The 14917-nt window shown below is 64.0% G+C and carries 14 protein-coding genes and 1 pseudogene; 6 read left to right on the top strand and 9 right to left on the bottom strand.

Going from position 1 to position 14917, the window contains the following annotated elements:
• Positions 1 to 23: 23 nt before the first annotated feature.
• The 4 genes from NKH41_RS17630 to NKH41_RS17615 all read left to right on the top strand — a co-directional run bounded on the left by NKH41_RS17630 (position 24) and on the right by NKH41_RS17615 (position 4023).
• On the top strand, positions 24 to 1016 hold the full coding sequence (locus NKH41_RS17630; protein WP_352771354.1) for a substrate-binding domain-containing protein: 993 nt from the start codon (positions 24 to 26) through the stop codon (positions 1014 to 1016).
• Between the two features lie 125 nt (positions 1017 to 1141).
• Positions 1142 to 2275, top strand: a complete 1134-nt coding sequence (locus NKH41_RS17625; RefSeq protein ID WP_352933183.1) for an ABC transporter permease — start codon at positions 1142 to 1144, stop codon at positions 2273 to 2275.
• Complete coding sequence (locus NKH41_RS17620) at positions 2272 to 3123, top strand: ATP-binding cassette domain-containing protein (protein WP_352771352.1); 852 nt, start codon at positions 2272 to 2274, stop codon at positions 3121 to 3123. Before NKH41_RS17625 ends, NKH41_RS17620 begins: the two co-directional genes overlap by 4 nt.
• 30 nt (positions 3124 to 3153) lie before the next feature.
• Complete coding sequence (locus NKH41_RS17615; RefSeq protein WP_352771351.1) at positions 3154 to 4023, top strand: polysaccharide deacetylase family protein; 870 nt, start codon at positions 3154 to 3156, stop codon at positions 4021 to 4023.
• A gap of 12 nt (positions 4024 to 4035) precedes the next feature.
• Here NKH41_RS17615 and NKH41_RS17610 read toward each other — a convergent pair whose 3' ends face one another.
• From NKH41_RS17610 to NKH41_RS17590, 5 genes are all read right to left on the bottom strand, one after another.
• The gene (locus NKH41_RS17610; RefSeq protein WP_352771350.1) at positions 4036 to 5130 is read right to left on the bottom strand and encodes a Gfo/Idh/MocA family protein; all 1095 of its coding nucleotides are present in this window, start codon (positions 5128 to 5130) and stop codon (positions 4036 to 4038) included.
• Positions 5131 to 5162: 32 nt separating this feature from the next.
• Positions 5163 to 5975, bottom strand: coding sequence for an ATP-binding cassette domain-containing protein (locus tag NKH41_RS17605; RefSeq protein ID WP_023675815.1), 813 nt, complete (start codon positions 5973 to 5975; stop codon positions 5163 to 5165).
• A 14-nt stretch (positions 5976 to 5989) separates the two neighbouring features.
• Positions 5990 to 7105 (bottom strand): ABC transporter permease, encoded by a 1116-nt coding sequence (locus NKH41_RS17600; protein ID WP_352456268.1) that lies wholly within the window; start codon positions 7103 to 7105, stop codon positions 5990 to 5992.
• Between the two features lie 147 nt (positions 7106 to 7252).
• Positions 7253 to 8221: a rhizopine catabolism ABC transporter substrate-binding protein gene (locus NKH41_RS17595; protein ID WP_352771348.1), complete on the bottom strand. Its 969-nt coding sequence runs from the start codon at positions 8219 to 8221 to the stop codon at positions 7253 to 7255.
• A gap of 67 nt (positions 8222 to 8288) precedes the next feature.
• On the bottom strand, positions 8289 to 9263 hold the full coding sequence (locus NKH41_RS17590; protein WP_352771346.1) for a polysaccharide deacetylase family protein: 975 nt from the start codon (positions 9261 to 9263) through the stop codon (positions 8289 to 8291).
• Positions 9264 to 9625: 362 nt separating this feature from the next.
• On the opposite strand from NKH41_RS17590, the gene NKH41_RS17585 reads away from it, so the two are divergent.
• Together NKH41_RS17585 and NKH41_RS17580 are read left to right on the top strand one after the other, a co-directional pair.
• A complete protein-coding gene (locus tag NKH41_RS17585) occupies positions 9626 to 10870 on the top strand; it encodes a DegT/DnrJ/EryC1/StrS family aminotransferase (RefSeq protein WP_352771344.1) in 1245 nt (414 codons plus the stop codon).
• Positions 10871 to 11039: 169 nt separating this feature from the next.
• On the top strand, positions 11040 to 11483 hold the full coding sequence (locus NKH41_RS17580; protein ID WP_352542451.1) for an SRPBCC family protein: 444 nt from the start codon (positions 11040 to 11042) through the stop codon (positions 11481 to 11483).
• Positions 11484 to 11514: 31 nt separating this feature from the next.
• Here the strand turns inward: NKH41_RS17580 and NKH41_RS17575 are convergent.
• The 4 genes and pseudogenes from NKH41_RS17575 to iolE all read right to left on the bottom strand — a co-directional run bounded on the left by NKH41_RS17575 (position 11515) and on the right by iolE (position 14862).
• A pseudogene (locus tag NKH41_RS17575) lies at positions 11515 to 11880 on the bottom strand (GFA family protein).
• A gap of 192 nt (positions 11881 to 12072) precedes the next feature.
• Positions 12073 to 13539 (bottom strand): rhizopine catabolism transcriptional regulator MocR, encoded by a 1467-nt coding sequence (gene mocR / locus NKH41_RS17570; protein WP_352771343.1) that lies wholly within the window; start codon positions 13537 to 13539, stop codon positions 12073 to 12075.
• A gap of 4 nt (positions 13540 to 13543) precedes the next feature.
• Positions 13544 to 13750, bottom strand: a complete 207-nt coding sequence (locus NKH41_RS17565) for a LacI family DNA-binding transcriptional regulator (protein WP_352453276.1) — start codon at positions 13748 to 13750, stop codon at positions 13544 to 13546.
• A gap of 200 nt (positions 13751 to 13950) precedes the next feature.
• Complete coding sequence (gene iolE, locus NKH41_RS17560; RefSeq protein ID WP_352771341.1) at positions 13951 to 14862, bottom strand: myo-inosose-2 dehydratase; 912 nt, start codon at positions 14860 to 14862, stop codon at positions 13951 to 13953.
• Between the last annotated feature and the right edge of the window lie 55 nt (positions 14863 to 14917).

Raw genomic sequence — 14917 nt, 5'->3', positions numbered from 1 at the left:
CAACAAGCATAGAGGAAATCGGCATGAGCATGAAAAATGGGCTATCGAAAATTGGCTTCCACGTCAGCCGGGTTGTCGCCATTTCGGCGGTGGCCTTGCTGCCGGTCTTCGGCGCAGCGGCCATGGCGCAGGACAAGGATATCTCGATCTACTTTGTCGGCTGTGCCGCACCGACGGGCTTTCATGGCTATCTGGCACGCGGCGCCGAGGAGGCCGGCAAAAACCTCGGCGTGAAGGTCACCTATATTTTCCCGGATCAGCTTACCATTCCAAACCAGGTGCAGAAGATCGAGGAGGCGATCGCCGCCCAGGCCAACGGCATCGCCATCTGCGCCTTCGCCGAGGATTCGTCCTATGCCGATGTCGCCGCGCGCGCCAAGGAAGCCGGCATTGCCTTCGGCAGCGCCGCCGCGCCGCCGTCCGGCTCGCAAGTGCGCGATCCCAACGATTTCTTCCTGTTCCGCACCGGATCTGATGAAGCGGCGGCGGGCAAGTTGACGGCGCAGCGACTGGTCTCGATGGGCGTCAAGGGCCGCGTCGTGGTCGCCAATCAACAGCCGGGCGACGCGAGCTGCCAGCTCAGGGCGACGTCGCAGATCGATGAGCTCAAGAAGGCCGGCATCGAGGCCGACTTCCTCGAACTGACCATGGATCCGGGCCAGCAGGCGGAAGCGCTGTCAAATTACCTGCGCGTGCACCCCGATACGGCCGCAGCCACGAGCACATGCGACGTGATCGACGGTTTCCTCTCCGCCAAGGCAGACAGCGGCCGGGACGACCTGGTGCTCACCGGCTACGACATCGTCGCGCAATCGCTCGATGCGATAAAGGATGGCCGGCAGGCGTTCACCATCGACCAGCAGCAGTTCTGGCGCGGCTACATGCCTGTGCTGCTCCTGACCCACTACCTGAAATACGGCCTGATCGAAGGTAACTACTTCCTGACCGGTCCGACGGTCGTCGACAAGGACAATGTGGAGCGCGTCTCGGCATTGGTGAAGCAGGGCTATCGCTGATGCACGCCGCCCAAAAGTCCATCAGTGGTTTTTGGACGACAGCAAAAACCTAGCACGCGTCCAGGACGGGCGGCCAAGCCGCCCGTTCGCCATCTTCGTGGCCACTCTTGTATCGGGGTGACGGCATGAACGAACAGCCCGGGCCGAATGCGGCCAACAAGCCTTCCTCCCGTGTGGTCGCCGGCGAGGCGCTGAGACGGCTGATGCTGCGGCCGGAGGCGACGTCGATCGCGGCCGTCGTCATCCTGTTCCTGGTCTTCACCGCGCTCAGCCCGCAGCTTTTCCCCACCAGGCTGTCCTACATCAGCATCATGGCCGTCGCGGCCGAACTCGGTATCGTCAGCGTCGGCGTCACGCTGCTGATGATCGGCGGTCACTTCGACTTGTCGGTGGGCGCGGTGCTCGGTCTCACCTCGTTCGTCTGCGTGGTGCTGATGCGCGACTTCGGCCTGCCACCGATCGTCGCCGCGCCGGTCGCGGTGGCCGTCGGAGCCGCGCTTGGCTGGGCCAACGGCATGATCGTGGTCAGGTTCCGCATCCATTCCTTCGTCGTGACGCTCGGCACCATGCTGATCTGGCGCGGCATACTGATCGCGCTGACCGGCGGCTTTCCGATGACGGTCGCCATTCCGCCTGGATTCAAGGCCATAATGGCGGGTCCGCTGCTTGCCGGCTTTCGTATGTCGATGCTGTGGTTCCTGGCAATCGGGCTGGCAGGCACCTTCCTGCTGGCGCGCACCAGGTTCGGCAACTGGATCCAGGCACGTGGCCAGAACGAACAGGCGGCGCGCAATCTCGGCGTACCGGTGGACCGCGTCACCGTCATCCTGTTCATGATCACATCGGCGCTGGCAGCCATCGCCGGCGTCATCCAGGTTGCCCGCTTTTCCTCCGTCGACGCATTGCGCGGCGAGGGCATCGAACTGCAGGCGGTAGCCGTTACCGTTATCGGCGGGACGCTGCTGGCCGGCGGCTACGGCAGCGTCATCGGCACCATTCTCGGAGCCGTCACCTTCGGCATGATCCAGGTCGGCCTGGTGCTGGCAGGCGCTCCCGGCCATTTCTTCCGCACGCTCACCGGCGTCATTGTGGTCGGCGCGGTCATCCTCAATACCTCGGTGGCGCGCCGCATCGCCAAATCCAGGCCGATGGGCGGCTTCAAGCGCGACAGCAGTGCTGCCGACGCGGCGATTGCCGGCACCGCCGCAACGGCGGAGATACGGCCCGCCGGCAGCCTGGCGAAGGAGAAGACGCGATGAGCGAGCCGTCTGGCCTGGATGCCCAGCGCGGGGCCTGGCTGCCGGCCGGCAGCGGCTCCGACGACCTGACCCTTCGCCGCCCTCCGGTCGAGCCGGTCGCTGCCGGCGCGGTGCCGGTGATCGAGGCTGTCAACCTGTCGAAAGGGTTCGGCGCCACCACCGCGCTGGTCGACGTGTCGCTAAGCGCCTATGCCGGACGCATCCTGGCGCTGCTCGGCGACAACGGCGCCGGCAAATCGACCTTGATCAAGATCCTGTCCGGCGTCTTCCCGCCGGACAGGGGAGAATTGCGCTTCAACGGCGAGAAGGTGGCTTTCGCCAACCCGGCTCAGGCGCGCGAACGCGGCATTGCCACGGTGTTCCAGGACCTTGCCGTCTGCGAATTGCTGTCGGTCACACGCAATGTCGTGCTCGGCCGCGAACCGCTGAAAGGTTTCGGACCGTTCAAATGGCTCGACATGAAACGCGCCGACGACATGGCGCGCTCGGCGCTGCATCAGCTCGGGGTGCGCTGGGAACGCGGCCTGGACGAACGCGGCGTCAACATCTCCGGCGGCGAACGCCAGTCCCTGGCAATCGCAAGAGCCATGTTCTTCGGATCGTCGCTGCTTGTGCTGGATGAGCCTACGTCGGCTCTGGCCGTGCGTCAGGCAGGCCGGGTGCTCGAGCACATTCTCAGGGCACGCGAGCAGGGCCAGGCGGTCATCCTGATCACCCACAATTTCCGTCACGCGCTCTCGGTGGCCGACGATCTGGTGGTTCTGGCGCAGGGGCGCGTGGCGGGCCGGTTCCGGCGTGACGAGATCGAGCTCGACGAATTGACCGACCTCGTTGCCCGTGTCGGGTGAGATGACAATGCAGCAGTTCAGGAGCAGGAAATGACCGTAAAGACCGCAAGGAAGCGTGTCGTCATCCACGAGGACGACGTCGGCATGAGCCATGGCGCAAATGTCGCGTTTTTCGAACTGTCGAAGTTCGGCACATGCAGTTCCGGTTCGGTGATGGCGCCATGCCCGTGGTTCCCGGAAGCCGCTCAGATCGCCGTCGCCAATCCCGATTTCGACCTCGGCGTGCACTTGACGCTGACCAGCGAGCAGAAGCCGTATCGCTGGCGTCCGCTGACCAACCCGCCCAAATCGGCTGCGATGACTGACGAGTTCGGCTATTTCTGGCCGACCGTACCGCAGGCGCGCAAAGCCCATCCCGATGCGGTGGAAGCGGAACTGCGTGCGCAGATCGAATGCGCCATCGCTGCCGGCATCGACATCACCCATCTCGACGCTCACATGGGCACGGCGCAGATGCCGGAATTCATCGCCATCTATCGCAAGCTCGGCCGGGAATACCGGCTGCCGGCGCTGCTGGTGAAGGACCTGTCGGGCTACAACCCGGCGAGCTATGCCGGTGAGCTGGACATTGCCCGCTACGATGCCGAAATCGTAAGGGCGCAAGCGGCAGGCGAACCGGTGTTCGACATCGTTCTGGAAACGCCTTGGGCGCGCAAGACGGATGCGCAGACGGCCTACCACGCGATGTTTGCCAGAATCCCGGAGGGGTTGAGTTTCCTGTCGCTGCATTTCAACACGGTAGGCGATTTCGAGGCGATCAATCCTCCGGATGCCCATCTGCGGACCGAGGAATACGCGTTGTTCAAGACGGCGCGCGTCAAGGCGTGGATCAGCGAGTTCGACATCGAAGTGATCGGCATGCGCGGCATGCGTGATGAACTGCGCGCCGCCAAGATCTGAAAGCCGACGATCTTATGAGGCCAGATGCCGCCGGGTCAGCCCGATCAGCAGCGCCTGGTCGCGGGCGGCGTGTTCGGGCGGGTTGACGACGGCATCGCCATTGACGATCGCCGCCCAGAAGCCACGCATCTCCTCGACGAAGGCTTCGGCGTAACCGGCCCGCAAATCTTTCTTCGACAGCGTGTGACCGTCCGAGGTCGTCACCGTCAGCCGGGTCGGATGATGGTTGAGCCAGGGCGAGGGGAATTCGAGCTCGAGGCTGGCATCGTCGAAGAACAGCGTGATCCGCTCCTTGTAGTCGGCGAGCTTGGGCACGGTGAGATGCGTCATGGTCCACAGTGCCTGCCCGTCCAGCAGCCTGACGGCGCCGTGGCCGCCGTCGCCATTGGCAAAGATCTGCGCGCCGACGACCTCGCCGTCCGGCACGCCGAGCGCATCGAGCAGGCCATGGACGGCATTGACATCGTGAATCAAGGCCGAGCTGTAAGCGCCGGTAAATCCACGGAAAGCGAGATCGGTCAGATGCACGCCGACGGCCTCTTCGACCTGGCGCTTCTGCTTTGCGGCGACAGTGGCGACCATGTCTTGTGGGATATCGGTACCGCGCCTGTAGGGCTGATGGGCAATGAACGGCCAGGCGTCGGGATCGTTTACCTCCACCGAGACCGCGCGCAGCCTGCTCGATGTTCCAGGCAGCGAAGCGAGCGCCAGCCGGTAATTCGGATCGAAGCGCTTCATATAGCCGACCTGAACGATTTTCCTGGCGGCATCGCGCGCGGCAACGATCTCCAGGATTTCCGCCAGCGAATAGCAGAGCGGCTTTTCGCAAAAGACATGCAGGCCAACCGCCAGCGCCGCCAGCACCTGTTCGTGATGCAGCGGGTCCGGCGAGCCGATCACCACCGCGTCGAGGCGCTGGTCGAAGAGCTGGTCGATCGTTTCGAAATTGGCAATGCCATGGGTGTCGGTGACGAACTGCCGCGAAATCCTGGAGGGATCGGCGACGCCGACCAGCTCGAACAATTCACCGAGGCGCAGCAGATTGGGGATGTGCTCGACCTGCGAGATCATGCCGGCGCCGACGACCCCGACGCGTATCCTGCTCATTGGATCATTCCCCGCAATGTCCGATTGTCAGCTCAAGGCGCCGCAGGCGGCCGGTTGCCGATCTGGGCGAGCAGGCCGGCAATCTCCGCCTCGACCGCTTTCAGATCCTCGCCGCCCGACATGATCGAGATGACCTCGTCGCGCGAAATCTCGGACTTGGCGTAGGTGCCGCGATTGCGGCCGCGGTTGAGCAGCGTGAAGGTGTCGCCGACCGGATAGGCATGGTGGATGTTGTGGCTGATGAAGATCACGGCCAAACCCCGCATGCGTGCTTCGATGATGAACTTCAGCACCATCGCCGCCTGGTGGACGCCGAGTGCGGAAGTCGGCTCGTCGAGGATCAGCACGCGCGCGCCAAAATGCACGGCGCGGGCGATCGCCACCGACTGGCGCTCGCCGCCCGACAGCGTGCCGACGGCCTGCGTCGGATCGCGCACGTCGATGCCGATATCGGCCATCGCCTGCCTGGCGATGGTGTTGGCGCGCTCCTTGTCGATGCGCGAGAAGGGCAGGCTGCTTTTGGTCGGCTCGCGGCCGAGGAAGAAGTTACGGGTGATCGACATCAGCGAGATCATGCCGAGGTCCTGGAACACCGTTGCCACGCCGAGCTCCTGCGCGTCGCGCGGGCTGCGGAAGGTGACCGGCTTGCCGTCGACCAGGATTTCGCCCTTGCTCGGCCGATAGACGCCGGACAAAACCTTGATCAGCGTCGACTTGCCGGCGCCGTTATCGCCGAGCAGGCAGTGGACCTCGCCCGGATAGACCTTGATGTCGATGTCCTGGAGGGCGCGCACCGAGCCGAAATTGACGCTGACGCCGCGCAGTTCCATTGCCGGTTCGGTCATTTGGGCCGGCTCGGTCATTTGCCACCTCCGCGGCCGAGCGCCTTCAGCCTGATGTAGTTGTTGACCAGCACGGCCATCAGGATGACGATGCCGAGGAAGACCTTGAACCAGTCGGTGTCGATGCCGGTGTAGAAGATGCCCATCTGCACCAGCCCGAAGATCAGCGCGCCGAACAGCACGCCATAGACGGTGCCGTAGCCGCCGGTGAGCAGCACGCCGCCGATGACGGCGGCGATGATCGCCTCGAATTCCTTGAGCAGGCCGCGCGTGGTGTCGGCGGAGCCCGCCTCCATCACCTGGATGGTGGCAAGCAGCGTCGCCGCGCAGGCGGTGTAGACGAACAGGCTGATCTTGACGCGATCGACCGGCACGCCGACGTTGCGGGCTGCGATCAGGTCGCCGCCGGTGGCGAAGATCCAGTTGCCGTATTTCGTCTGGGTAAGCACGTAGCCGGCCAGCGCCGTCAGGCCGAGCCACCAGACGATCGACATCGGAATGCCGGCGACGAAGGGAATGCCGTCGCTGCGGGTGGCTATCCAGCCTTGCGCGCCCATCCAGTGGAACAGGCCGGTGAGCAGATGGCCGTTGAAAATGCCGGCCGTCGCCGGATCCGGTGCGCCTTCGAGTATGTAGGGGATCTGCGTGCGGCCGGTGACGGCGCGGGTGATGCCGATCGAAAGTCCGCGCAGGATATAGAGGGTGGCGAGCGTGACGATGAAGGAGGGCAGGCGAGTCTTCACCACGATCAGGCCGTTGAGATAGCCGGTGAGGATGGCAACGGCGAAGGCACAGGCGATGCCGCCCCATAGCGGCAGGCCCCAGTACTTCACCGTCAGCCCGATGACGACACCGGCAAAGCCGACCATGGAGCCGACCGAAAGATCGAACTCGCCGGCGATGATGAGGAGTGCTGCCGCGGTGGCGACGATGCCGAGCTCCGCCGACAGCGTCAGGAATGTCATCGATCCCTGCAGCGAATAGAGGTTTGCCGCGCCCGGCAGCAGCGCAAAGATGATGATCGTCGCAAGCAGCCCACCGGCGGCACCGGCTTCCGGCCGGCGCAGCCACTGGGTCAGCTTGCCGGTGCTGGCTAGCCGCTCGTCGGCGCCGGCGGCCCGCTTCGACGTCATGCCGAAGCGGTCGGTCGCCTTCAGTTCGCCCGGAGATATAGCCTTGTCTTCCACGACCGCCATTAGGCTCTCCAATCGCTCAAATCGCAATCTTCGAAGGAACGGGAGAGCGCTTGGCGCATTCTCCCGTTCCGTCGGAGCGCTTGCCTAGCGGATGCCCTCTTTGGCGAGCGCCAGGATCGCCTTGGCTTTTTCCGGCGAGTCGATGAACAGCGGTCCGGTATAGGCGTTGTTCTGCGGCCAGAAGCCGTGCGTCGCCTGCTCGACCAGATAGATCACCGGCAGATAGCCCATCAGATATTGCTGGGCATCCATGCCGAAGCCCATTTCGCCGGCCACGACCGAATCGAGGACCTCCGGGCTGATGTCGAATGTGTAGAGCTTGAGCTTGCCGAACAGTTCCTTGCCGCGGAACATCGGGATCAGCGGGTTGGCGGCGGTGGCGCCGAGCGCAAAGACGGCCTGCGTGTCGGGATGCGCCGACAGATAGGCTTCCGTGCGGCGCTGGATGTCTGCGGGATCGGGCGCCACGGCCAGAACCTCGGTGCCGCCGCCGGAGGGCTTCAGCCCGTCATTGAGGCCCTGGCAGCGCTGGTCGAGGCTGACATTGCCGACCTCGTGGTTGATGCAGACGACCTTGAGCGTGCCTTCCTTGGCCAGCCGCTCGCCGGCCTTCTTGCCGGAATCATATTCGGAAACGGTGCCGACATAGAGCGTCGTGCCGAGCTCGGCGCCTTCCTTTTCGCCGGAATCCAGAACCACCATGGGAATATTGGCGGCAAGCCCGGATTTGACCGATTTGCCGAGCGCATTGGCGTCGGCGATGGAGACGGCGATACCGTCCGGCTTGGTGGCGATAGCGGCGTCGAGAAGCCGGGCCTGCTCGACCACGTCGAAGACCTGCGGTGCGTAATATTCGACCTTGGCGCCGGTAAGGGCGGCCGCGTCATCGACGCCGCGCTTGACCACCGACCAATAGGGATCGGACGCCGACCCATGCACCACGAAGGTGATGCGGACGTCCTTCGGATCCTTGAGGCCCGCGGCATGCGCAATACCTGTCATCAGGCCCGCCGAAACGAAGGCGCCCAATGCCACTTTCAGAAGAGTTTTCATCTTATTCTCCCATTTGTCGTTGCAGTTCCAATCCCTCTGGCGCCGTTTTCCGGCCGCGACGATCGGCTCACGTCGCGGATCGGGTGGCCGCTTTGCGGGCCTTTGCCGACGCCAATCGCTGCTCGCCCGTGGTGTTGCCGCGGGCTGTTGTTGATAATCGCCCGGCCGAGAGCGCTACGCGAAGCTCCTCGCGCAACGGCTTCATGCCGATGACGTCGATCGGCTGTGCGGCGAGCCAGTCGCGAAAGCCCTGGTCGCGGAACAGTTCGTACTCTTCGGTGCGGATGTAGGCGGAGCGCGGCTCGATCAGCTCGAGTTCACCGGGCGCGTTGCAATGCAGGCAAAAGAAGGTCAGGCCGTCGCGCACACCGTCGATGAGCGCTTTGTAAGCCGGCTCGATCGGCCTGGAACGCGGCCGGCCCCAGGTCGTCTGGATGGCGGCGTCGAAAATGGCAAAGCCGCCGGCACGGGCCAGCGCCACGCCGCGCTGGAACGCCTCCTCGGTGACGCCGACCAGATTGTCGTTGGGGGAATAGGCGGACAGCGTCTTGGTCAGCAGCACGGGCAGTTGATATTCGAGCCCGAGCTTGATGTAGATGTTGCAGAATTCCGGCGACAATGCCGCTCCCATATGCGCGTCGAGATGGGTGACGTCGATGCCGGCGCGATAGGCGGTGTCGATCTGGGCGCGAAGCTCGGCCTCGACCGCCTGCGGCACCGCCTTGCGGCGCGTGGTCGCCACATCCGGCCACAAGAAGCCGAACTCGTCGGTCAAGCCGGCCGCCCGCGACGGCGCGGTCAACGGCCGCCATTTGTAGTGCTGCTTCTCGCTGTTCAGCGTAAGGTGGACGCCGAGGTCGAGGCCAGGGTTGGCGGCGGCGCTTTCGGCCATTTCGAGGAACCACGGGCACGGCACCATCACCGCGCCGGAACTGCAGACACCCAGCCCGCTCAATTCGAGGAAGGCGCTGTTGGCGCCGTGGCACATGCCGACATCGTCCTCGTGGAGTACGATCCGTTTTCCGGAGCCGGCGGCGTTCACGAACGGCCGCCTTTCCGCCGGCACGCCGGTTTCCAGGGTCTTCCAAAGTGTGTCCCGTATTTCATGGAACCAACCGTTTGCCCAACTGGCCGGAATGGAACGCCGAAACCTGCCTTTCCGACAGGGCCACTTTGGCGAATTCGGATGGGTACGATTTGCCTGCCGGCTGAGACACTTAGCTGCCGATTTCCCCAATCACGGTTCAAAACCAGTCATAGGAACCGTCTTCCGGGCGCAGATGGCTTGGTCGAATAGCGGCGGAGTGGTTCTTTCAAACCGTGCCGACAAGCCTACAGCTGTCCACACCATCAAGCGACCACATTATCAAGTGACCCACACTATCAAGTGACTGGAGGCCTGTCATGTACACCGCCGGCGAAGAGGAAATCGAAGCCATTGCCAGGGTGATCCGCTCGGGCGCGCTGTTTCGTTACGGCAGGGACAGCGAATGCGACCGTTTCGAGGCCCGCTATGCGCAGCATCTTGGCGTCGAGCATTTCGCGCTGGCCGCCAGCGGCACCTATGGGCTCGCCGCCGGCCTGATCGGCCTCGGCATCGGCCCGGGGGACGAAGTGCTGGTGCCGGCGCACACCTATATGGCGACCGCGACCGCGGTGCTGTCGGTCGGCGCCATTCCCGTCATCGTCGACATCGACGAGAGCCTGACCATCGATCCCATCGCCCTGCGCGATGCCATCGGGCCGCGCACCAGGGCGGTCATCCCGGTGCATATGTGGGGCGCGGCCTGCAACATGAATGCGATCATGGACATTGCTGCCAAGCGCGGCTTGCTGGTGCTGGAGGATGTCTGCCAAGGCATCGGCGGCGGCTATGAGGGCCGCAAGCTCGGCTCGATCGGCCATGCCGGCGCTTATTCCTTCAACTATTTCAAGAATATGACCTCGGGCGAGGGCGGCGGCATCGCCACCAGCGACCCGAAAGTGGCGGAACGGGCGCGCTGCGCAATCGACCCTTGCCATTTCTACTGGCAGGGCAGAAGCGACAGCATCAAACCCTTCGCCGGCATCGGCGCGCGTGCTTCCGAACTGATGGGGGCGATGCTCAACGTCCAACTCGACCGGCTGGACGGCATCATCGAGGCGATGCGAGCCGAGAAGAAGACGGTGCTGGCCGGTACCCACCACCTTAGCAATCTTGGGCTGACGCCGTCGCCGATGAACAGCGCGGACGACGATTGTGCCGCACAGGTGATGTACCTGCTGCCGAGCGAGCAGGCGGCGCAGACTTTTTCGAAGACCATTCCGGGCGTCGTTGCCGGCAAGACCGGCCGTCACAATTTCACCCAGTGGGACCAGGTGCTGATGCATGAAGGGGCGCATCACCCGGCGCTCAATCCTTACGCACTGCCCGAGAACCAGGGCCTGCGGCTGGATTATCCCGACGACCTCGGCAAGCGCTCGCTCGACATCCTCAACCGCACCGTGATGGTCGCCATGAACCCGGCGCACAGCGATACCGACATTCAGGACATGATCCACAACATCGATGCGGCGGCGCGGGTGGCGCTGGAGAATGCTTCGCTCGATGATATCGAATTGCGCAAGGCGGCACCGGTTGATCTGCAGAAGTTCGACAGTGTGAACTAGACCAGATCCGGCGCGGTTTGCTACCCTGCGGTCGAGATCCTTGTCCGGTGGCCGGCCGAGGATTCCGGCCGGCATAACCGGCCGCCAAAAAATCCGCGGGCCCGTGTCGGATAGGCCGGGCTCCGCTCGTCCTAGGGGGCATCGATCACCAACACGGAGGATTAACGATATGCCCGGCACCGTACGGCTGCACCGCGTTCTGACAACCAGCCCGGAGAAAGTCTACCGCGCGTTCCTTGAAGCGGATGCACTTGCGAAATGGCTTCCGCCGAACGGCTTCACCTGCACGGTTCATCACTTCGAGGCGAAAGTCGGCGGTGCGTTCAAAATGTCCTTCCGCAACTTCACCACCGGCGACAGCCACTCGTTCGGCGGCGAATATGTCGAGCTCGTGCCCAATGAGCGACTGCGTTACACCGACCGGTTCGACGACCCCAACCTGGCCGGCGAGATCGAGGTGACCGTGACATTGAAGAAAGTGTCGGTCGGCACCGAAGTGAATATCACGCAGGCAGGTATCCCAGACGCCATCCCGGTTGAGGCCTGCTATCTCGGCTGGCAGGAGTCGCTGCGAAATCTGGCGAAGCTCGTTGAACCCGAGATCAACCAGTAAGGTAAAGCGCTGCGCTGGCGGGTTGGCGTCGCTAACCGGAAACCCAGGGATGACGCCGTTCTTCCCACCCAACATGCGCCGGGGCCGGAAAGGCGGGATCGGCGAAGCAGCCGACCGCGACGGCGATCCATTCAGGCTTTCGCTCGGGCTCCCAGAAGACGCTCGAGCCGCAGCCCGGGCAGAAATGGAAAGTGACGTGGTGGCCGCTCCGAGCTGACCGCCTGTAGGTCCTGGCGTCGCCTCTGGCTTCTACCTTGTCGCGCGCAAAGAAGGAGGCGACGCCCTATGTGCTGCCGGTCCGTTTCTGGCAGTCGAGGCAGTGGCACTGTGCGACAAGCTGTGGCTCTCCGTTACAGGAGATCCTCAGTTGCCCGCAGGCACAGGATGCGGTTCTCATGGCAATCCTCATGGTTCAGATGAATGCGCCGCCACCCATACCGGCGGTGGGCATGCTTCTGGTTTTCGGGGAGGTTCGGCCTCGGGAAGCGCGCTTTGCGCGAACGCCGAAAAACAAGGACCGACGTCCCATATTCCTAATCACTGCGGACGACCGATTCAACCCCGCGGTGAACGAGATGGAGAGCCGGCTCTAGCTTCTATCCAATCTTAGGAACGCGGCGCGCAGCGCCAGCACGGCGCGCAGGATCTGACGTTCGTCCATTGCAGCGTAGCCGAGCAGCAGGCCGTGCTCGGGTTCAGTAGAGTGGTAGTTGATGGAGATGCCCTGAACGTCGAGCCCCTCCTTGAGGGCGGCGGCGACCACGTCGCTGTCCTTATAGGGCCTGACGAAGCTCGCCAGCAGCTGCATGCCGGAATCGTTTTCCGTCACGGTCAGCCATTCGGTCAGATGCTCCTGGCACAGCTTGACGAAGTTCGCCTGCCGGCGCGCGTAGAGCCGGCGCATGCGCTTGAGGTGCGTGGCGAAATAGCCCTGCATGATGAAGTCGTTGACCGTTGCCTGCAGGATCAGCGGCGCGAACTGGCCGGTGATGCTCACCGCCCGGTCGAACGGAACCGACAATTCGCGCGGCACGATCAGATAACCGATGCGCAGCGCCGGAATCAGCGTCTTGCCGAAGCTGCCGATATAGACGACGCGGTCGGCATGATCGAGCCCGCGCAGGGCCGGCACCGGCCGGCCGCGGAACCGGTATTCGCCATCATAGTCATCCTCGACGATCCAGGCGCCATTGCGTTCCGCGATGTCGAGCAACTGCAATCGCTCCTCGATACGCATGATTGTGCCGAACGGCCATTGGCAGGATGGCGTCACATAGATCAGCCGCGGCGGCGGCAGCTCCGGATCGGCAAGATGCCAGCCGCGCCGGTCGACCTTCAACGGTGCCAGCTTGGCGCCGCTGGCGAGAAAGGCGCTTTTGGCGCCGAGATAGCCGGGCTCTTCCATCCAGACATGGTCGCCTTCGTCCATCAGCACGCGCGAGACCAGATCGAGCGCTGCCTGCGCACCGGTGACGATGATCACCTGGTCGGCGGTGCAACTGATGCCGCGCGACAGGCCGATGGTCGAGGCAATGGCCTGGCGCAGGCCGGGGTGACCGGCAAAGGAGAGATAACCAAGCAGACTATCGTCGCGGCTGCGTGCATTGCGCACCAGAAGGCTTGACCAGATGGTGAACGGAAACGATGCCGTTTCAGGCACACCGGGATGGAAATTGATGACGCCGGCATTGCGTGGCGGTTGCGGGCCGTTGACGATGGTCTGGCCACGCCGCGACAGCTTTTGCGGCGCTGCCAGTCCGGCGCGCAGGGATGCTAAGGGGCGGTTCTGCTGGATCGGCGCCACCCAGGTGCCCGATCCGGCACGCGCCTCGATGAAACCTTCGGCAAGGAGCTGGTCGTAGGCGGCGATGACGGTGTTGCGCCCGACTTTCAGATCTTCGGCCAGCGAGCGCGTCGACGGCAGCAGCGTGTTCTGCGGGATCTGGCCGTCAAGGATGAAGCGTCGCAAGGCGCCGTAGATCTGCCGATGCATCGGTTCTTCCGAGGCGCGGTCGACCGACATGATGTCGAGGGAGAGGCGCATGTGGTCGGGCAAGGCACTATCCCCCGACGAACCGGGCGGCGCGGGCGATCTTTTCCTCGTTGAGCCGGCAGACGGTGTCGAGCACCAGCCGCCTGGTTTCGGGACGGATCTCGCGGCTGTTCTTCAGCGCGCGATGCACGGTGGCGGCGCCAAGTTCCGCCTTCTCGGCAATCTCGCGGATGGTGCAAAGCCGTTCCATGCCAAGCGCAGCTTCGAAAGCCATATCGCTCCTCCTCGGTTGCATCAAGGCACGGCTTCCGGTCGGCCTCAAGCTTGAAAGTCGGGGTTTGCAATCCAGAGCCGGGATTCTGCGATCCGCGCCGCGCAGGGAGCAAGGCGGCGCGGATCGCCGGGCGCTTTCGCGTCGCTAACCCCATCGCGGCGCGCGCCCATCGTGTCCCCCGGCTCGCAAATGCGGGCCGGTCAGTTTGCCTGCCGCGTCGCCACTTCGAAGCCGGCCTCGCGGGCGGTGGCGAGCAGCGAGAAATAGCCCTTGCTGGCATAGGTCAGCGGATGCGCCTTGGCCGGATCCTGCTCGGCCTCGACAACGAGCCAACCTTCATAGCCGCGCGCGGCGAGGGGCTTCAGCAATGACAGGAAATCGACCGAGCCGTCGCCGGGCACGGTAAAAATGCCGTCCATTACCGCCGCCATGAAGCTCATGTCCTCGCGGCGTGCCCGTTCCAGCATCGCCCTGCGAACATCCTTGCAATGGAAATGCACGATACGGTCGAGATGCCGTTGCAGCAGCGATTGCGGGTCGCCGCCCGAAAACAGGCAGTGGCCGGTATCGAACAAAAGGCCGACGCTTCGGCCCGTCGCCGCCATCAGCCTGTCGACTTCATCGTCCGTCTCGACGATGGTGCCCATGTGGTGGTGGAAGGCCATGCCGACCCCGAATGCGGCCATGCGGTCGGCGAGGGCGGTCAGTTTCTCGCCATAGGACGGCCAGTCCCTGTCGGCGAGGCGCGGACGCTCGGAGATCGGTGCGAAAATGCCGTCATGGCGACCGCGCGAGGTGTCGGCGTAGACGACGATCCTGGCGCCAAGGTCGCGCAACAGCTGAAGATGTGGGGTGATCGCCGCGAATTCCTCGTCGACCGTGCGGTCGAGAATGCGGCCATCATACCAGCCGGAGACGAGTTCCAGGCCATAGGAAGACAGGAGCGGCCCAAGCACTTCAGCCTGGCGCGGAAATTTGCCGCCGAGTTCGGTGCCGCGGTAGCCGGCCAGCGCCGTTTCCGACAGGCAGGTCTCCAAGGACGTATCCCCGCCAAGCGCCGGAACGTCGTCATTGCTCCAGGTGATGGGATTGATGCCGATCTTGACCGTCATGACGCCAGGCTTTTGCGGGCTTGGGAATACAAGCCGAGCCTGCAGACTGGCGACA

This window comes from Mesorhizobium sp. M1169, assembly GCF_040318345.1.
Taxonomy (GTDB): domain Bacteria; phylum Pseudomonadota; class Alphaproteobacteria; order Rhizobiales; family Rhizobiaceae; genus Mesorhizobium.
The sequence above is the reverse complement of the archived record's forward strand: the minus strand, read 5'-3'. Positions and strand labels throughout refer to the sequence as shown.